Annotated in this window: 17 protein-coding genes; 3 read left to right on the top strand and 14 right to left on the bottom strand. The window is 69.1% G+C overall.

The genetic code is table 11. From position 1 onward, the window contains the following. Positions 1-97: 97 nt before the first annotated feature. Entirely contained in the window at positions 98-1,276 is a 1,179-nt protein-coding gene (locus SB771_RS04430) for a glycosyltransferase family 9 protein (RefSeq protein ID WP_175660196.1), read from the top strand. A 169-nt stretch (positions 1,277-1,445) separates the two neighbouring features. Here SB771_RS04430 and SB771_RS04425 read toward each other — a convergent pair whose 3' ends face one another. The 3 genes from SB771_RS04425 to SB771_RS04415 all read right to left on the bottom strand — a co-directional run bounded on the left by SB771_RS04425 (position 1,446) and on the right by SB771_RS04415 (position 4,603). After that, on the bottom strand, positions 1,446-2,726 hold the full coding sequence (locus tag SB771_RS04425) for an O-antigen ligase family protein (RefSeq protein ID WP_175660195.1): 1,281 nt from the start codon (positions 2,724-2,726) through the stop codon (positions 1,446-1,448). A gap of 136 nt (positions 2,727-2,862) precedes the next feature. Continuing rightward, a complete protein-coding gene (locus SB771_RS04420) occupies positions 2,863-3,705 on the bottom strand; it encodes a glycosyltransferase family 2 protein (protein ID WP_175656579.1) in 843 nt (280 codons plus the stop codon). 145 nt (positions 3,706-3,850) lie between these two features. Next, a complete protein-coding gene (locus SB771_RS04415) occupies positions 3,851-4,603 on the bottom strand; it encodes a glycosyltransferase family 2 protein (RefSeq protein WP_175660194.1) in 753 nt (250 codons plus the stop codon). A gap of 223 nt (positions 4,604-4,826) precedes the next feature. Here SB771_RS04415 and msbA point away from each other — a divergent pair, with 223 nt between their 5' ends. Together msbA and SB771_RS04405 are read left to right on the top strand one after the other, a co-directional pair. Next, positions 4,827-6,578 (top strand): lipid A export permease/ATP-binding protein MsbA, encoded by a 1,752-nt coding sequence (gene msbA / locus SB771_RS04410; protein WP_011657530.1) that lies wholly within the window; start codon positions 4,827-4,829, stop codon positions 6,576-6,578. A 96-nt stretch (positions 6,579-6,674) separates the two neighbouring features. Beyond that, on the top strand, positions 6,675-7,055 hold the full coding sequence (locus SB771_RS04405; RefSeq protein ID WP_006752228.1) for an RcnB family protein: 381 nt from the start codon (positions 6,675-6,677) through the stop codon (positions 7,053-7,055). Positions 7,056-7,107: 52 nt separating this feature from the next. On the opposite strand, the gene SB771_RS04400 is transcribed toward SB771_RS04405, so the two are convergent. From SB771_RS04400 to hemF, 11 genes are all read right to left on the bottom strand, one after another. After that, complete coding sequence (locus SB771_RS04400) at positions 7,108-7,674, bottom strand: FUSC family protein (RefSeq protein ID WP_175660193.1); 567 nt, start codon at positions 7,672-7,674, stop codon at positions 7,108-7,110. Positions 7,675-7,698: 24 nt separating this feature from the next. Next, the gene (locus SB771_RS04395; RefSeq protein ID WP_105830725.1) at positions 7,699-8,958 is read right to left on the bottom strand and encodes an MFS transporter; all 1,260 of its coding nucleotides are present in this window, start codon (positions 8,956-8,958) and stop codon (positions 7,699-7,701) included. Beyond that, positions 8,955-9,920 carry a PRC-barrel domain-containing protein gene (locus SB771_RS04390; protein ID WP_175660192.1) on the bottom strand — a complete coding sequence of 322 codons (966 nt, stop codon included), beginning with the start codon at positions 9,918-9,920 and terminating at the stop codon, positions 8,955-8,957. Before SB771_RS04390 ends, SB771_RS04395 begins: the two co-directional genes overlap by 4 nt. A gap of 263 nt (positions 9,921-10,183) precedes the next feature. Next, positions 10,184-11,362, bottom strand: a complete 1,179-nt coding sequence (locus SB771_RS04385) for a collagen-like triple helix repeat-containing protein (protein WP_175660191.1) — start codon at positions 11,360-11,362, stop codon at positions 10,184-10,186. A 456-nt stretch (positions 11,363-11,818) separates the two neighbouring features. After that, positions 11,819-12,154, bottom strand: coding sequence for a YggL family protein (locus tag SB771_RS04380; protein WP_006752222.1), 336 nt, complete (start codon positions 12,152-12,154; stop codon positions 11,819-11,821). A 121-nt stretch (positions 12,155-12,275) separates the two neighbouring features. Then, on the bottom strand, positions 12,276-13,745 hold the full coding sequence (gene rng, locus SB771_RS04375; protein WP_011657524.1) for a ribonuclease G: 1,470 nt from the start codon (positions 13,743-13,745) through the stop codon (positions 12,276-12,278). An 8-nt stretch (positions 13,746-13,753) separates the two neighbouring features. Then, positions 13,754-14,386 (bottom strand): Maf family protein, encoded by a 633-nt coding sequence (locus SB771_RS04370; protein WP_175660190.1) that lies wholly within the window; start codon positions 14,384-14,386, stop codon positions 13,754-13,756. A gap of 50 nt (positions 14,387-14,436) precedes the next feature. Then, on the bottom strand, positions 14,437-14,907 hold the full coding sequence (gene rlmH, locus SB771_RS04365) for a 23S rRNA (pseudouridine(1915)-N(3))-methyltransferase RlmH (RefSeq protein WP_059468149.1): 471 nt from the start codon (positions 14,905-14,907) through the stop codon (positions 14,437-14,439). A 19-nt stretch (positions 14,908-14,926) separates the two neighbouring features. Then, positions 14,927-15,367, bottom strand: a complete 441-nt coding sequence (rsfS, locus tag SB771_RS04360) for a ribosome silencing factor (protein WP_006752218.1) — start codon at positions 15,365-15,367, stop codon at positions 14,927-14,929. 4 nt (positions 15,368-15,371) lie between these two features. Beyond that, positions 15,372-16,130, bottom strand: a complete 759-nt coding sequence (locus SB771_RS04355) for a nicotinate-nucleotide adenylyltransferase (protein WP_126228247.1) — start codon at positions 16,128-16,130, stop codon at positions 15,372-15,374. Continuing rightward, positions 16,127-17,047: an oxygen-dependent coproporphyrinogen oxidase gene (gene hemF / locus SB771_RS04350; RefSeq protein ID WP_011657520.1), complete on the bottom strand. Its 921-nt coding sequence runs from the start codon at positions 17,045-17,047 to the stop codon at positions 16,127-16,129. The genes SB771_RS04355 and hemF overlap by 4 nt, the downstream gene beginning before the upstream one ends. Positions 17,048-17,075 lie beyond the last annotated feature (28 nt).

Here is a 17,075-nt window from a genome sequence, read left to right as displayed (position 1 = left end):
CGCCCACACTCGAAGCCCGCCACCCGACGCCACGCCTGCCGCCGCAAAATCCTGTACATTGCGAGCCTTGTCCAGCCAGCTAGACGGAACGATCGTCGTGTCCCTGTTTTCTTCCGCCCGCCCGCCCAGAACCATCCTCGTCGCCGCACCGCGCCGCATCGGCGACGTGCTGCTGACGACGCCGCTCGTGCGTTCGCTGAAGGCGCGCTGGCCCGACGCGCAGATCGACATGCTGGTGTTTCGCGGCACCGAGGGCGTGCTGGAGCACAACCCCGACGTGCGGCGCGTGATCGTCGTCGCGCAGCGCGCCGGGTTCCGGGAACGGCTGCGCGACGCGCTGTCGATGTGGCGCCGCTACGATCTCGCGTGCGCGGCACTGAGTTCCGACCGGCCGCGCTTCTATAGCTGGTTCGCCGGCCGCAAGCGCGTCGGCCTCGTCGATCCGAACCGCGTCACGTGGCTCACGCGGATGATGCTGAACGGCATCGCGATCAATCACCACGAGTCCGCGCACACGGTCGTCAGCACGCTCGCGCTCGCGCCGGTGATTGGCATCGAGCCGGTGTCCGAGGTCGTGGCGCCGGGGATCGGCGACGATCCCGCGCGGCGCGCGCGTTTCGACGCATGGCTTGCGGAGTCGCCGGCCATCCGCGACGGCAAGCCGCTCGTGGTGCTGCATCCGTATCCGATGTTTCGCTACAAGCAATGGCGGCTCGAAGGCTGGATCGAGATGATCGAATGGCTGCGCGGGCAGGGGTTCGCGATCGCGCTGTCGGGCGGCCCGGCCGATCGCGAGCGCGAGTACGCGGAGCAGGTCGCGGCCGGGGCCGGCGGCGACGTGCTGAACCTGGTGGGCCGCCTCACGTTCGGCGAAAGCGCGGAACTCGTGCGGCGCGCGCGGCTATTCATCGGGCCCGATACGGGCGCGACGCACGTTGCGGCCGCGACGGGTGTCGACACGATCGCGCTGTTCGGTCCGTCCGACCCGGTGCGCTGGGGGCCGTGGCCGCAGCATTGGCCGCCGACCGAAAACCCGTGGGCGCTGCGCGGCTCCGCGCGGCACGGCAACGTATGGCTGCTGCAGGGTGAGGGCGATTGCGTGCCGTGCCGGCAGGAGGGCTGCGAGCGCCATGTGGACAGCCACAGTGACTGCCTCGTCAATCTCGGCACGCAGCGTGTGAAGATGGCGGCGGCCGAGATGCTCGGGCTGAATCCGCCGGACGCCGCCGATGCGGTCATCGACACGTCGCGGCTGCATCGCGCGCGCTCGGACTGACGCGCGAACCCCGCACGTTTCCTGATTTGAAGGGCAGAGCGTGGCACCGCGGTGCCACGCATCGAAGGCTTGCGGCCGCGCATCGGGCAGCGGCGCGCGCCGCCATCATTGAAGACGAGCCGAGGTGAGCGGCAACATGCGCCGCTCGCCAGTCCGCTACCCCCGCGCGTTACGCGCTGCGCCGGATCGCCGACGTCTCGCGCGGCAGCGCTTCGCCGCGCTCGGCGCAACCGAGCAGGATGCCGGCGAGCAGCACCAGCAGGTGGCCTTCGGCGAAATCGAGCAGCAGCGAATTCGCGAGGCTGCCGATCGCGAAGATCGCGAGCCATCCGAGCAGCAGGTGCTGCGAACGCGGGTCGAGCGCGCGGCTGCCGCGCGCGATCTGCACGATCAGGTTCACGAACAGCAGGACCCCGAGCGTGCCGAGCTGCACGGCCATCAGCAGGTATTCGTTATGCGGGTTCGACGTGAGCTGGCCTTCGGCGGCCGTCTTGCCCGCCGTGAGCTTCTCGAACTCGAACTCGAGACCGCCCGCGCCGTAGCCGACCACGGGGCGCATGCGATACAGCTCGAGCCCCTTCTTGTACCACTCGAGACGCAGCCCGGTCGACGTGGCCGCATCGGTCTGCCGATACTGCTGCACTTCCGTCACGACCTTCACGAGGCGGCCGTTGTGCATCGTGCACGCGGCAGCGACCAGCGCGACGCCGGCCAGGACCAGCGTTCCGGCGGCGAGGGTGGCGCGCAGCGCCGACTGGCGGCGCAGCAGCAACACGAAACGCACCGCGACGACGAGGATCAGCAGCAGCGCGATGACCTGCCCGGTGCGCCCTTGCAGCATCACGAACACGTTGATCAACGACCACGCGGCGACGGCGCCATACGCGGCGCGCGACAGCGCGGTGCGGGCCGACAGCGCGAGGTCGGCGGCCTGATAGAACAGCAGCGCGCCGAACATGCCGGCCGCGATATGGTTCTTGAACACCCACGCGCGCGACAGCGGCAGATCGCTCGCATGCGCGGGCCCGATCGCGGTCAGGCCGAGATAGTTGGTGGTCGACAGCAACAGGATCACGCACAGCGTGCCGAACCACGCGCGCCGCACGATCGGCGCCCAGTTCGAATGGCGGAACGCGAGCACCGCAAACGGCAGCAGCAGCAGCTTGTCGTACTTGCCGATCCAGTTCCACGCCTTCGGGTGCGGCGCGACGGTATAGGTGATGCTCGCGGTCAGCGCCGCGAGGATGAGGAGCGCGGCGAGCGACGCCGGGTCGGTGACGAACGAGCGCAGCTCGCGCCAGAATTCGGGGGAGATCACGAGCGCGGCGGCGAACAGCCCGCAGAACACGTTGGTCAGCGCGGTCGAGACGGGCACCATGCAGAGCGCGATGACGGCGAAGGCGCGGGCGGCGGTCAGGCGCCGCGTGGCGGGAGCGGAAAACGAAAGCATCGGAACCTGTCGAATGGACGAATGCGGCATGCGGGCACTGTGCTGCGCGCCGCGCGCCCCGCGGCGGCAGTGCCCGGGACGAAGCGCGCAGTATACGCGAACCGGCGCGCGTTTCCGTGACGTTTCCGGGGCCGGATCAGCTGAAGGCGCGCTTGATCCGCGAGCGCAGCAGCGCGCGTTTGAGGCGCCCGTCGACAGCCGGCGTGTCGAGCACGATGCGCGAGCCGGCCGGCTCGCCGCGATGCAGGTAATAGCGGTCGAACGTGGCCTGCGTCATGCCCCATTTGTTGAGGAACTGGCGGCGGCCGTCGTTCTTGACGATCTTGCCGGTGCTCTTCTGCTGGAAGTGATAGACGAGGCTGTCGCCGACGCCGAGGAAGATCCGGCAGCCGGCGTCCCAGAATTTCATCGAGAAGTCGTTGTCGCTGCTCATCCCCGGCGACAGCTCGCTGCTGTAGCCGCCGATGCGGTTCCACCAGTCGCGGTGCACGAGCGTCGGCGGCCAGGTCGAGCCGAGCCAGTCCGCGCGCGCGAGCCGCGGCGTGGCCGCGACGAGGCCGGCCGCGTCGAACTGCTCGGCGTCGCGGCCGAAATTGCTGACCACGACGCACGGGTTGCGCGTGTCGACCGGCTCGACCATCGTGCCGGACAGCATGAACAGGTCGGTCGGCATCTGCTCGATGCGCCGCACGAGCGCCGCATCCCAGCCGGGGCAGCAGTACATGTCGTCGTTCATGTAGACGACGTAGTCGCGCGTCGCGCGCGCGGCGGCCAGGTTCACCGCGTGGCAGATGCCGATGTTGGTCGGCGACGCGGTGTGCTCGATGCCTTCGCCGCGCACCCAGTCGAGCGTGCCGTCCGAGCCGTCGTTCACGTGCACGATGATCTGGTGGTCGTAGGCCGAATGACGGCGCAGGCTGTCGACGACGAGCTTGAGGTACGGCAGGTTGTTCCAGGTCGGGATGATGATGGAGAACATGGCGGTCGGATTCGGTGGTCGTCGTGTCGGCGGCGCGTGGCGCGGCGCCGCGCTTGGGGTGCGCATGGCACGCGGGCAGCCCGGCATTGTAACGCCGGGCCGGCCGCATGCCGGCGGCGTCGGGATGGGGCGGGGCGGCCCGCGCTCAGCGGGCCGGCTCGTGGCCGAGCTTCAGGAACCGGTAGTACACCGTTTCCGCGTTGAACACGGCGATCATGAAGCCCGCGCGTCCGTCGAGAAATCCGCGCCGCAGCACATAGGTCCGCACGAACGCCCATGCGCCGCGCGCGAGCGCCTTGCCGAAGCCGCCGCGCTGGCCGGCCGCGCGGCGCTGGCGCGCGCCGGCCGTCGAATACGCATCGAGCTTGCGCACGACGGTTTCGAAATCCTCGTACGAATAGTGCATCAGCTTGCCCGGCAGCCGCTGCGCGGGCGTGTCGAACACGAGCCGTTCATGCACCAGGTCGTCGGAGAAGCGTGCGGCGCCGCGCCGGAACAGGCGCGGCACCCAGTCCGGATACCAGCCGCTGTGGCGGATCCACTGGCCGCAGAAGCTCGACAGCCGGTCGAGCGCGTAGACTTGCGCGGCCGGCGCGCGGATGGCCGCACGAATCGACTGCGCGAGTTCGGGGCTGACCACCTCGTCGGTGTCGAGCGACAGGATCCAGTCGGTGTCGAGCGCGGCGAGCGCGCGGTTCTTCTGCGGGCCGAAGCCCGGCCAGTCGCGCTCGACGATCACGCGGGCGCCATGTGCACGGGCGATCGCGACGGTATCGTCGCTGCTGCCGCCGTCGATCACGACGACGTCGTCGGCGAAGGCCAGCGCGTCGAGGCACTGCGCAAGCCGCGCGGCCGCGTTGAGGGCGATGAGGGCGACGCCGAGGGTGGGTTCTGCCATGAAATCGTCGAAAAGGCGGAGAAAACGGTGAGCGGCAGTATACCCGCGCACCGGCCGGCGGCCGCTTCGGCAACGGCCGTGCCGGCGCGGGCGGTACAGCTATAATGTTGGGCCTTTTTCGGCAACCGCCGGACTGGGCGAATCCCGGGCAGCCATGCCCCGGGCGCCGCGTCGCGGCTCAAGAAGGATTGCCTTGGAAACCCAGAACACTCTTCGCAAACCGATGGACGGCACGGGCACGTCGCCGTTCACGGTTCTCAAGCGCCTGTGGCCGTACATCCGGCCGCTGATCGGCATCGTGGTGCTCGCCGTCGTCACGATGGGCGTCGTCGCGGCCACCGAAGCCGGGATTCCGGCGCTGCTCAAGCCGCTGCTCGACCATGGCTTCGGCTCGCACGGCAGCGATCGCGCGAAATGGTACGTGCCGATGGCCGTGATCGGCCTCGCGCTCGTGCGCGGCGTGTCGCAGTACACATCGAATTACCTGCTCAACTACGTATCGAACCGCATCCTGCTGCAGCTGCGGCTCGAAATGTTCCAGCGGATGCTGCACACGGGCGCGTCGTTCTTCCAGCGCGAGACGGCGAGCACGGTGATCAACGCGATCGTGTTCGAGGTCAACCAGATCCTCGCGGTGCTGACCGGCGTGATGGTCACGCTCGTGCGCGACTCGCTGACCGTGATGTTCCTGCTCGGCTACCTGTTCTACCTGAACTGGCGGCTCACGCTGATCGTCGCGGTGATCCTGCCGGGCATCGGCTGGCTCGTCAGCAAGATCAACCGCCGCCTGCGCCGCCTGAACCGCGAGCACCAGACGCTGACCAACGAGCTGTCGTACATCGTCGAGGAGACGGTCGGCGGCTACAAGGTCGTCAAGGTGCACAACGGCGAGACGTACGAGATGGACCGCTTCACCGCGATGAGCAAGCGCCTGCGCGGCTACGCGATGCGCATGACGATTTCTGGCGGGCTCGCGCAGCCACTGACGCAGTTCCTCGCGTCGATCGCGCTCGCGGTCGTGATCACGATCGCGGTCGTGCAGTCGACCAACGATCAGACGACGGTCGGCGGCTTCGTCGCGTTCGTCACGTCGATGCTGCTCGTGATTTCGCCGCTCAAGCACCTGATCGACGTGAACCAGCCGCTGCAGCGCGGGATGACGGCCGCCGAGCTGATCTTCGGGCTGATCGACGAGCCGGGCGAGCCGCAGGGCGGCGGCCGTGCGCTGCCGCACGCGCGCGGCGAGATCGAGTTCCGCGGCGTGTCGTTCGACTACGGCGCATCCGAGCGGCCGACGCTCGACCGCATTTCGTTCAAGGTCGCGCCGGGCGAGATGATCGCGCTCGCGGGGCCGTCGGGCAGCGGCAAGACGACCCTCGTGAACCTGCTGCCGCGCTTCTTCGATCCCACGGGCGGCGCGATCCTGGTGGACGGCGTGCCGGTGGCCGACTACGACCTCCACGCGCTGCGCGGCCAGATGGCGATGGTCAGCCAGGACGTCGTGCTGTTCAACGACACGATCGCCGCGAACGTCGCGTACGGCCAGACGCCCGACCGCGCACGCGTGCAGGCGGCACTCGAGGCCGCGAATCTTGCCGACGCGGTCGCCGCGATGCCCGACGGGCTCGACACGCTGGTCGGCGGCAACGGGATGCGTCTGTCGGGCGGCCAGCGGCAGCGGCTCGCGATCGCGCGCGCGATCTACAAGGACGCGCCGATCCTGATCCTCGACGAGGCAACCTCCGCGCTCGATTCGGAATCCGAGCGCCACGTGCAGGCCGCGCTCGAGCGGCTGATGGAAGGGCGCACGACGCTCGTGATCGCGCACCGGCTGTCGACGATCGAGCGTGCGGACCGGATCCTCGTGCTCGAAGCCGGCAAGATCGTCGAAGAGGGCAGCCACGAAGAATTGCTGCGCCACGGCGGGCTGTACGCGCACCTCCACCGGATCCAGTACCAGCAGCAGGCGGCGTGACGCCGGGGCATGCCGCCAGGTCATGCCGGTGTGCTAGTCTTGATCGGGCAGGCACCGTTGTTTCCGGTTCGACGTGACAACTCGGAGGGAAGAACAATGAAGAAGATGCACGGGACGATGCTGGCCGCGCTGATCGTGGCGGGTTTCGCGGCACCCGCGGCCATGGCGCAGGGTCATGGCAACGACGACAACCACGGCAATCATGGCATGCACCGCGGGCATGGCCCGAAGCACATGCCGCCCGGCCAGATGCGCCATGAGGACGACGTGCCGCCGCGCTGGGCCGACCAGCCGCATCGCGAGTGGCACAAGGGCGACCGGCTTCCCGGCGAATTCCGCGATCGCCAGTACGTGGTCGAGGACTGGCGCGGCTATCACCTGAGTGCGCCGCCGCGCGGCTATCAGTGGGTCGGCGTCGGTGGCGACTACCTGCTCGTGCAGATCGGTTCGGGCATCGTGCTGCGGGTCGGTCCGTAACGTTTCTTTCCGATCGTTCATCCGGCTGCCGGGCGTGTTGCCCGGCGCCGCGTCACTTTGCCGCCACCCGGCGGAACCAGCGTCGCTCGATCAGCGACATCGCCCAGCACACGGCCAGCGCACACACGGTGCCGAGCGCCACTTCCCCGAGCCGCATCAGCGGAATGTCCCATAGCGGGCCGTTGCCCGGAAACAGCAGCACGATCGTCGCGGTCACGCCGCCGAGCCGCGCCGCGCTGCCGACGTTCAGGCACCAGCAGCTGACGATCGTGAGCGCGACCGCGAGCGCATAGGCGACGAGGCGGTCGCCGCCGAGCGCCGCGCCCGCGAAGCCGAGCAGGCCGCCGATCATCGCGCCGATGAACTGGTCGCGCGACAGCGACATCGTGTCCGAGTAGTTGTGCTGCGTGACGGCGATCGCGGTGACCGCCGCCCACACGGCCTGTTCGGTGTGCAGCGCGCGGCCGATCGTGTACGCGAGGCACGCGCCGCACACCGCCTGCAGCGCCATCAGCGCACCCTGCGTGAGCCGTTCGCCGAAGGTCAGCCCCTTGAACAGATCGAAGATCGACTGCTGGATCTGCTGGCGGGCTTCGTTGAGTGTCCTGATCGTATCCATCGTGTCGTGCCGGGAAGCGGGGCGTCAGTGCGCCTGTTCGGGCGACGCGTCGGCCGGCTCGCCGGCGGTCACGTCGCCGTTGTCGACGCGCGTTTCGGGCATCGCGAGCCACACCAGCAGCGCCGCGAGCGCGCCGGCCGCGGCGAGCCCGAAGAAGCTGGTCGTGTTGCCGAAGTGATCGGCGACATAGCCGGCCACGGCCGTGCTGAGCGTCGCGCCGATTCCGGCCGCAAGTCCGAACAGCCCGATGCACAGGTTGTAGCGGCCCTTGCCGCCCGCGACGTCGGCCGCGATCAGCGGCAGCATCACGCCGAACACGGCCGCGCTGATGCCGTCGAGCATCTGCACCGGCACGAGCAGGTACGGGCTGCTCACGCCGGCGAACAGCAGTGCGCGCACCGGCAGCGCGGAGAAGCCGAGCAGCAGGATCGGCCTTCGACCCCAGCGTTGCGACGAGCGGCCGACCCACGGCGACAGCATCGCGACGATCGCCTGCGGCACGATGATGCACGCGGCGATCACGAGCTGCACGTTCTCGCCCATCCCGGCCGTGACTTCGCCGGCCGCGAGGTTGAGCATCGCCGCGTTCGACAGGTGGAACAGCACGACGCATGACGCGAAGATCAGCATCCGGCGATCGCGCAGCAGCTCGAGCAGCGTCTCGCGGTGCTCGCCTTCGTCGTGATCGTCGGGCTTCGACGACTGCGGAATCACTTCGTGCGTCGGCTGGATCATCGCGAGCGCGAACAGCGCGGGCAACGCCAGCACCGCGGTCAGCCAGAACACCGCGCGCGCGGAGAAATACTCGCCGGTGAGCCCCATCAGGCCCGCCGCGACCGCGCTGCCGATCGACGCCCAGCGCGCGTTGCGGCCGAGCCGGTCGCCGAGGTCGGCGCGGCCCACCAGCGAGAACGAGATCGCGGCCATCGCCGGCACGAGCATGCAGCTCGCGAAGCCGTGGAACACTTCGGCCGCGATCACCGGCACGATCGTCGGGCTCGACGCGAGCAGCACCGCGGACAGGATGATGGCCACGATCGCCCAGGCGGCCGCGCCTTTCTTGTTCTTCAGCGCGTCGACGGCGGCGCCGCCCGGCACCTGGCTGACCATCGCGCTGATCGTACCGATCGACAGCACCATGCCGATCTCGCCCTGCGTCCACTTGTGCGACGCGAGGTAGGACGCGATGAACGGACCGAACCCGGTTTGAACGTTTGCAACGAAAAAGTTGAGCCAGTCGAGGGACCGCAGACTACGTACGGTGACGGAATGCTTGATCGTCATCGGGTCGCACTCGCAGAGGAAGCCTGCACCGGTGCCGGGGCAACGGGCGGGTAGACCGCGACGATCGGCTTGTCGGCCGCGTAGGGCGGCGCCGCCTTGATCTGTGCGTCGTTGAGGTCGAGCTGCGGGCGCAGCGCCTTGTCACGCGTGACGAAGCGCAGCGCGCCCCAGCTCGCGGCGATCGAACGGCGGTCGGTATTGACGAGGCCGCCGAGGTCGAGCACGACGGCCTGCGGCTGCGCGGCGCGGTCGATCAGCACGTCGACGACGCGGCCGATCTTCGTGCCGTTCGGGCGCTCGACGTCGCTGTCGAGCAGCGGCAACCGCGTGGCGGGCGACGCCGCGGCCGAACCCGACAGCGGCACGGCCTTGGGCCTCGCGGCAGGCGGCAGGTCGCCCGACGGCACGTCGAGCACGATCGGCTCCTGCTTGCCGCCCGGCGTGAAGCGGAACACGTTCCACGGGAAGATGACCTTGCGGTCGCCGATGCCCATGAAGCCCTGCAGGTTGACGATCATCTCGCGCGGCTTGCCGCTCGTGTCGATCACCATGTCGACCGCGCGGCCGATCACCTTGCCGTTGCGGCGCGCGACTTCGCTGTCGAGCAGCGCATGGATCTGGGTGCGGTCGAGCGGGCGGGTCGCGACGAGCGGGGGCGGCGGCGGAGGCGGCGGGGCCGGCGGTTCGGCACGTTGCACCGGCTTCGGCCGCGGCACCTCGCGGTGCGGCTTTTTCGGCGCTTCCGGTTCCTCCGGGTGCGTCGGCGCGGGCACGGGCGGCATCGTCAGCGGCTCGCCGGCGGTTTCCCGGACGGGCTCGATGAGCGCCTCGCTGATCGGCGCGGGCGGATTCTGGGTCGGCAGCAAGCTGCAGCCGGACAGCAGCGCGGCGGCGAGCACCAGGAAGACCGTCGAGGACGGGAACGACATTCGGGATGCGGGAAACGGGAGTCCGCCGCTCATTGACACTCACTCCATGGGTCGGGGGCCGGGCCTGCAGGCGCGCGGCTGGCGATGGATGGCGGGTGCGGGCGGCGCACCTCGCGAGGTGAGAGTTTAACGTGTCTTCCTTTCAGGACCGATTTCTGCGCAGGATCGGGCGCGCAATGGCGGGGAAGGGGTAGCGATCGAACGCGCGGCGGGCGGCAGCGGATGCGTAAGGGGCCATAACGCACGCGGCGCCCGACCGTCGACGACGGTACGGGCGCCGCAGGGGCTGCCGGCGTTTACTTTTTGACCAGCGTGCCCAGCGTCGTCGTGACCGGCGCGAGCAGGCCGCCGCCGGTATTCGACAGCACGCCGGTGCCGCTGCCGCCCGTCAGGCCGCCGACCGCCGACGTGAGCGTGCCGGCCGGTTTGCTGCCGCTCGTCGTGCCGCCGAGTGCGCCGGTCGACAGGAGTCCCGTCACCGGTGCGAGCGGATTCGTCGCGGCCGCGCCGCCGCCCAGCAGCGCGGTGCCGGCGGTGGCGACCGTGTTGCCGGTCGCGGTCACGACGTTGCCGACGCCGGTCGTGACCGGATTGTTGCCCGTCTTCGCGATCGTCGTGCCGGCGTTCGCGACGCCGTTGCCGACGGTCGTGACGAGGTTCGTCAGCGGCGCGCCGAGCGGCGTGCTGGCGGCGGCCGTCTGCGTGAGCGAGCCGACCGTCGTCGTGATCGGCGTGATCGCCGAGCTGGCCGAGCCCGTCACCTGCGCGACCGGGCCGGTCGACAGCTGCGTGCCGAGCGTCGCGCCGCCGCCCGCGATCGTGTTGCCGAGCATCGTCACGGCACCGCCGACGGGCGACGTGACGGGCGCAAGCGGCGCCAGTGCGGAACCGCTGGCCCCCAGGCTCGACACGACACCGCCCGTCGCGGCGACGGCCAGGCCGAGATCCGTGACCACGCCGCCCGTGCTCGCGACCGTCGTGCCGACCGGATTCGACGACGCGCCGAGCTGGCCGAGGCCCGAGCCGAGGCCGGTGCCGAGCGTCGTGACGGCCGCGCCGACATCCTGCACGACCGCGCCGAGACCCTGCGTGGTCGCGGGGTTGGTGCCGGGCAGCGTTTGGGCCCCGATCGCCGTGCCGACGCCCGAGATGGCGCTGCCGCCGGCCGTCACGATGTTGCTCGACGCCGCGAGCGTCTGGCCGACGCCGTTGGCCGACGAGCCGCTTGCACCATTGCCGGTGCCATCGGTGCTGCCGGTGCCGCCTGTTCCGCCATTCGACGCCGACGTGCCGCTCGTGCCGTTGCCGGTACCGCCGGTCGACGCCGTCGTGTCGCCGGACCCCGACCCGGAACCGCCAGTGCCCTTGCTCAGCGAGCCGGAGCCGCCGCACGCGGCCAGCGACATCAGCGCCGCAGCGCCTGCCGCGATCATGATCATTCGGAGTCCTGCTTGATGGGTGGTGGGCGCGTTCATGTCTTCCTCGTCTCGATTATGGAAATGGATCAGGCGGCCTTCGTGTGCGCCGGCGTGCGGTCGCTGCGGAAGTGAAGCGGCGCGCGCGTCGTTGTTGTCTCCCTGATTGACCTGTCGCCGTGTCGCGTCTTCGCCTGAGTCGGAATCCGGAGCGCTTGCAGGACGAGTCGTTTGCATTCTTTCGTCTTGCTTGCCGATCGTGCCGGAAATCACCGGATTCGTACGATCAGAGTAGGACCGTCTGCGCGAGCCGTCTTTTAATGATCGTTAAATTGAAGTAAGCGTCCGATTCACTGCCGGAATCGGGCTAATCACGATCGACACGGGGCGCGTCGTGTGATGGGCGGGAGGAGAAGAGAGGAAGGAGAGACGTGCGGGTGAAGCGGCGGCGCCGGCCCGGTCCGCCCTCACGGGGGCAGGCGCGGGCGGCGCGTGACGGACGAAGCAAGCGGAGCGTCAGGCGTCCGGATACCACGCGTCGCTGAATTCGCTGACCTGGACGTCGGTCAGCTCCGGCCGTGCTGCCAGCCATGCACGCACGCTCTCGCGGTCGGCGTCGGTCGTCGTGCCGCGCGGTGCGCCGGAGATCACGTACGCGCCGATCCCTTCGTCGGCGGACGCGACGGTGAGCAGCCCGTTCGCTTCGACGAAATCGATGAACGAATCGATCAGCTGGCCACGCTCGAGATCGGACAGCTCGTTGCGGTATTGCGCGGTCGCGTTGAACGCGAGTTCCTGGAATTCGGCGATGTGGAGTTTCTTGCGCTGGCGGCGGTTGTGGCGTTGGCTCATGGTGTGTGATGTACGTGAAAAGAAAAAGGGCGGCGGCGGGCGCTGGCGCGGCATGCGCAAGCGGCCCGGGCGGCCGCGTCGGGGCGCCGCGCGGCGAAGCCGGCGGCGGGCAGGCAGGAGGTTACATCAGCACGATATCGTACTGCTCCTGGCTCAGGTTCGACTCGACCTGCAGCGACACCGGCTTGCCGATGAAGTCGATCAGCATCGCGAGATGCTGCGACTCCTCGTCGAGGAACAGGTCGATCACCTGCTGCGCGGCGATCACGCGGAATTCGCGCGGATTGAACTGGCGCGACTCGCGCAGGATCTCGCGCAGGATGTCGTAGCACACGGTGCGCGACGTCTTCACCTGGCCCTTGCCCTGGCAGGTCGGGCACGGCTCGCACAGCACGTGCGCGAGCGATTCGCGCGTGCGCTTGCGCGTCATCTCGACGAGCCCGAGCTGCGAGAAGCCGTTGACCGTCACGCGCGTGCGGTCGCGCGACAGCGCCTTCTTCAGCTCCGACAGCACCGCGTCGCGATGCTCGGCGTTCTCCATGTCGATGAAGTCGATGATGATGATCCCGCCGAGATTGCGCAGCCGCAATTGCCGCGCGATCGTGTGCGCGGCCTCGAGGTTGGTCTTGAAGATCGTGTCGTCGAAGTTGCGTGCGCCGACGTAGCCGCCGGTGTTCACGTCGATCGTCGTCATCGCCTCGGTCTGGTCGATCATCAGGTAGCCGCCCGACTTCAGGTCGACGCGGCGCGACAGCGCGCGCTGGATCTCCGTCTCGATGTTGTACAGGTCGAACAGCGGCCGCTCGCCGGTGTAGTGATGCAGCTTCGGACTCACCGCCGGCGTGAACTCGTCCGCGAATTCCGCGAGGCGCTGGTACGTCTCGCGAGAATCGACCTGGATACGCGTCGTGTCGTCGTTCGAGAAATCGCGCAGCACGCGCTGCGCGAGGTCGAGATCCTGGTACAGCAGGCTCGTCGCCGGCAGCCGCTGCGCCTGCGCGACGATCGTCGCCCAGGTCTTGCGCAGGTACGTGACGTCGCCGGCCAGCTCCTCGGAGGTCGCATCCTCGGCGATCGTGCGCACGATGTAGCCGCCTTTCTCGTCCGGCGGGATCACGGCGGTCAGGCGCGCGCGCACGGCCTCGCGCTCGGCCTCGCTCTCGATTTTCTGCGAGATGCCGATGTGCGGCTCCTGCGGCAGGTACACGAGCGTGCGGCCCGCGATGCTGACTTGCGTCGACAGTCGCGCGCCCTTCGTGCCGATCGGATCCTTGATCACCTGGACCATCAGCGTCTGGCCTTCGAACACGATCTTCTCGATCGGCTGGTGCGGCGTGCCCGACTGCGGCTCGCCGGCGAGGCGCGGATGCCAGATGTCCGCGACGTGCAGGAACGCCGCGCGCTCCAGGCCGATGTCGATGAACGCCGATTGCATGCCGGGCAGCACGCGCACGACCTTGCCGAGGTAGATGTTGCCGACCCGCCCGCGCGACAGCGTGCGCTCGACGTGAAGCTCCTGCACCGCGCCTTGCTGGACGAGTGCGACCCGTGTTTCCTGGGGCGTGAGGTTGATCAGGATTTCTTCGTTCATGGTGGGATTCAGAAGGCGAGGCGCGCGGTGCGGAGCAACGCGGCAGTCTCAAAAAGGGGCAGACCCATGATACCCGAATGGGAACCGTCGATTCGCTCGATGAATTCGGCGGCGCGCCCCTGGATCGCATACGCGCCCGCCTTGCCGAACGGCTCGCCGGTTTCGACGTAGCGCGCGAAGGCATCGCGCGGTGCGGCCGAAAAGCGCACCGACGAGCGCGACAGCGCGGGCGGCAGCAGTTCGCCGTCGGCGCCGATTACGGCAACCGCGGTCAGCACCTCGTGTTCGCGGCCCGCGAGGCGGGACAGCATCGCGAGCGCGTCGTCGGCATCGGCCGGCTTGCCGAGGATCGCGCCGTCGATCGTCACCGTGGTATCGGCGACGAGCACCGGCGCGGCCGGCTTGCCGCTCGCGACGAGGCGCGCACGCGCGGCCTCGGCCTTCGCGACGGTGACGCGCCGCACGTACGCGTCGGGGGCTTCGCCGGGCAGTTCGGCTTCGAGCGCCTCGGCGTCCTCGTCGGCGCGCGGCAGCAGCAGCTCGAAGCGCACGCCGATCTGCTGCAGCAATTCCTGGCGGCGTGGGCTTTGTGAAGCGAGGTAAAGGAGCGGGAAAAGGGCGGAGGACGTGCTGGACGGCATGGTGTCGTTATCTCGGTGAGCGCGCGCGGCGCGCGTCCGAGGACGGCACGTCATGCGCGATGATAGGGATGATTCTGCGTGATGCTCCACGCCCGGTAAAGCTGTTCGGCAAGCAGCACGCGTACCATCCCGTGCGGCAGCGTCATGCTGGAGATGCGCAGCAGCACGTCGGCGCGCGCTTTCAGTTCCGGATCGAGCCCGTCGGCGCCGCCGATCACGAACGCGACGTCACGGCCGTCCTGCTGCCAGCCGGGCAGCGCCTGCGCGAGCTGCATGGTGGTCCAGTCGCGGCCGCGCTCGTCGAGCGCGACGATGCGCGCGCCCTTCGGCAGCGCGGCCTCGATCTTCTGCCGCTCGGCCGCCATCACGCTTTCCGCGCTGCGGCCACCCGAACGCAGTTCGGGCTTGATCTCGCGCAGCTCGATGCGCAGCTCGGGCGGCATCCGCTTCGTGTATTCGTCGAAGCCGGACGCGATCCAGCCGGGCATCTTGTGGCCGACCGCGAGGATGAAAAGCTTCATCGGGACGACTCGCTGCGACTCAGCGGCGGCGGGCCGCCGTCTTGCGCGCCGGGCGTGCGGGCGCTTCTTCCTCGTCGTCCTCGCCTTCGCTGGCCGTCGCGAAACCGTCCTTACCGCCGCCGAGCTTCATCCGCACGGGCTTGTCGCCCCAGATTTCCTCGAGGTTGTAATACTGGCGCAGCGCCGGTTGCAGGATGTGCACGACGGCGTCGCCGCAGTCGACCAGCACCCATTCGCCGGTGTCTTCGCCCTCGGAGCTGACGATGTCGCCGCCGGCTTCCTTGACCTTGTCGCGCACGCTCGACGCGAGTGCCTTGGTCTGGCGGTTCGACGTGCCCGACGCGACGATCACGCGGTCGAACAGTTCGGTCAGGTGGCTGGTGTTGAACACCTTGATGTCTTGCGCCTTGATGTCTTCGAGTGCGTCGACGATCACGCGCTGCAGTTTGCGGATATCCATGGAATCAGGAATGGTAGAGACGATGTTGAAGAATATAGGCCCAGACGGCGGCCGGCACATGCTCGGCCGACGCATCGGGCATTTGCGCGTGACGCGCGATGCATTCGCGCAGATGCGCGCGGATGTCGGTTGCGGCGATATCGAACGCCAGCGTCGTATCGATCAGCAGGTGGCCGGCCGGCGTCGTTTTCAGCACGTCGGCGCCGGCCTGCCGCCGCGCGATTTCCTGCGTGACGGCCGGTGACGCCGCGCCAAGGTCGAAACCCGGGCGCGTCGACGCGCACACGTGCGCGTAGTCGAACAGCTTGCGCCAGTCGCGCCAGGTGTCGAGCCGAACCAGCTGGTCGGCGCCGATCAGCAGCGACAGCGATGCATCGGGGCCGATCCGCTCGCGCCAGCGCGCGAGCGTCTCGACCGTATAGGTTGGCCCGGCATGCTCGATCTCGTCGGTTGCGACGGTGACCGTCACGCCCGGCAGATGCAGCGAGCCGGCAGCGGCGCGCGTCATCGCGAGCCGATGCTCGGCGGCCGACACGTCGCGTTTCTGGTACGGCTGCCCGGCCGGCAGCAGCGCGAGCTCGGTCAGGCCGAGCACGTCGGCGAACCGGCGCGCGAGCGCCAGGTGACCGTCGTGGATCGGGTCGAACGTGCCGCCCAGCAGGCCGATGCGACGTAACGGCGGGTGCGGCTGCGGGGCGGGGCGGGCGGTGGTGTCCAGAAAAACGTGTCCTGTTCTTGGGGCGGCGGGGCGCGGCGGGCTCACACCCAGTCGCGCGGCACGAGAAACTCGCTCAGGCGCGCTTCCGGCGAGCCCGGCTCGGGCTGCCAGTTGTAGCGCCAGTTCGCGACCGGCGGCATCGACATCAGGATCGATTCGGTCCGACCGCCGCTTTGCAGGCCGAACAGCGTGCCGCGGTCGAACACGAGGTTGAATTCGACGTAGCGGCCGCGCCGATAAGCCTGGAAGTCGCGCTCGCGCTCGCCGTACGGCAGCGCCGCGCGGCGCTCGACGATCGGCAGGTACGCGTTCAGGAACGCGTCGCCGACGCTTTGCATCATCTCAAACGAGCGTTCGAATCCGGGCTCGGAGAAATCGTCGAAGAAGATCCCGCCGATGCCGCGCGTCTCGTTGCGGTGTTTCAGGAAGAAATATTCGTCGCACCAGGTCTTGAAGCGCGGGTAGAGCTCGGCGCCGAACGGATCGAGCGCGTCCTTGCAGACCTGATGGAAATGCCGCGCGTCGTCCTCGAACGGATAAACCGGTGTCAGATCCATGCCGCCGCCGAACCAGAAGATCGGCGCCTCGCCCGGCTTCGTCGCGATCAGCATCCGCACGTTCATGTGCACGGTCGGGCAGTACGGGTTGCGCGGGTGCAGCACCAGCGACACACCGAGCGCCTCGAAACCGCGGCCGGCCAGTTGCGGGCGCGCGGCGCTCGCCGACGGCGGCAGCGCGTCGCCCGCGACGTCGGAAAAACCGATCCCCGCGCGCTCGAACACGCGGCCGCCTTCGAGAATCCGCGTACAGCCGCCGCCGCGCAGCCGCTCTTCAGGGCCGCGCTGCCATGCGTCGGTTGCAAGCGGCGTGCCGTCGAGCGCGCCGAGCGCGTCGGCGATGCGAGCTTGCAGGCCCTGGAGGTACGTGCGCACGCGGGGCACGTCGTAGGTGGAATCGGTCATGTCTGGACTGGATGCCCCCGCGCGAAGC

It is taken from the genome of Burkholderia sp. SIMBA_051, assembly GCF_046534915.1.
Lineage (GTDB): Bacteria > Pseudomonadota > Gammaproteobacteria > Burkholderiales > Burkholderiaceae > Burkholderia > Burkholderia ambifaria.
The sequence above is the reverse complement of the archived record's forward strand: the minus strand, read 5'-3'. Positions and strand labels throughout refer to the sequence as shown.

What these genes read in the sequence shown, in the direction of transcription:
- SB771_RS04425 (WP_175660195.1), bottom strand. Translation starts at nt 2,726, where the DNA reads ATGCTTTCGTTTTCCGCTCCCGCCACGCGGCGCCTGACCGCCGCCCGC.
- SB771_RS04420 (WP_175656579.1), bottom strand. Translation starts at nt 3,705, where the DNA reads ATGTTCTCCATCATCATCCCGACCTGGAACAACCTGCCGTACCTCAAG.
- SB771_RS04415 (WP_175660194.1), bottom strand. Translation starts at nt 4,603, where the DNA reads ATGGCAGAACCCACCCTCGGCGTCGCCCTCATCGCCCTCAACGCGGCC.
- msbA (WP_011657530.1), top strand. Translation starts at nt 4,827, where the DNA reads ATGGACGGCACGGGCACGTCGCCGTTCACGGTTCTCAAGCGCCTGTGG.
- SB771_RS04405 (WP_006752228.1), top strand. Translation starts at nt 6,675, where the DNA reads ATGAAGAAGATGCACGGGACGATGCTGGCCGCGCTGATCGTGGCGGGT.
- SB771_RS04400 (WP_175660193.1), bottom strand. Translation starts at nt 7,674, where the DNA reads ATGGATACGATCAGGACACTCAACGAAGCCCGCCAGCAGATCCAGCAG.
- SB771_RS04395 (WP_105830725.1), bottom strand. Translation starts at nt 8,958, where the DNA reads ATGACGATCAAGCATTCCGTCACCGTACGTAGTCTGCGGTCCCTCGAC.
- SB771_RS04390 (WP_175660192.1), bottom strand. Translation starts at nt 9,920, where the DNA reads ATGAGCGGCGGACTCCCGTTTCCCGCATCCCGAATGTCGTTCCCGTCC.
- SB771_RS04385 (WP_175660191.1), bottom strand. Translation starts at nt 11,362, where the DNA reads ATGAACGCGCCCACCACCCATCAAGCAGGACTCCGAATGATCATGATC.
- SB771_RS04380 (WP_006752222.1), bottom strand. Translation starts at nt 12,154, where the DNA reads ATGAGCCAACGCCACAACCGCCGCCAGCGCAAGAAACTCCACATCGCC.
- rng (WP_011657524.1), bottom strand. Translation starts at nt 13,745, where the DNA reads ATGAACGAAGAAATCCTGATCAACCTCACGCCCCAGGAAACACGGGTC.
- SB771_RS04370 (WP_175660190.1), bottom strand. Translation starts at nt 14,386, where the DNA reads ATGCCGTCCAGCACGTCCTCCGCCCTTTTCCCGCTCCTTTACCTCGCT.
- rlmH (WP_059468149.1), bottom strand. Translation starts at nt 14,907, where the DNA reads ATGAAGCTTTTCATCCTCGCGGTCGGCCACAAGATGCCCGGCTGGATC.
- rsfS (WP_006752218.1), bottom strand. Translation starts at nt 15,367, where the DNA reads ATGGATATCCGCAAACTGCAGCGCGTGATCGTCGACGCACTCGAAGAC.
- hemF (WP_011657520.1), bottom strand. Translation starts at nt 17,047, where the DNA reads ATGACCGATTCCACCTACGACGTGCCCCGCGTGCGCACGTACCTCCAG.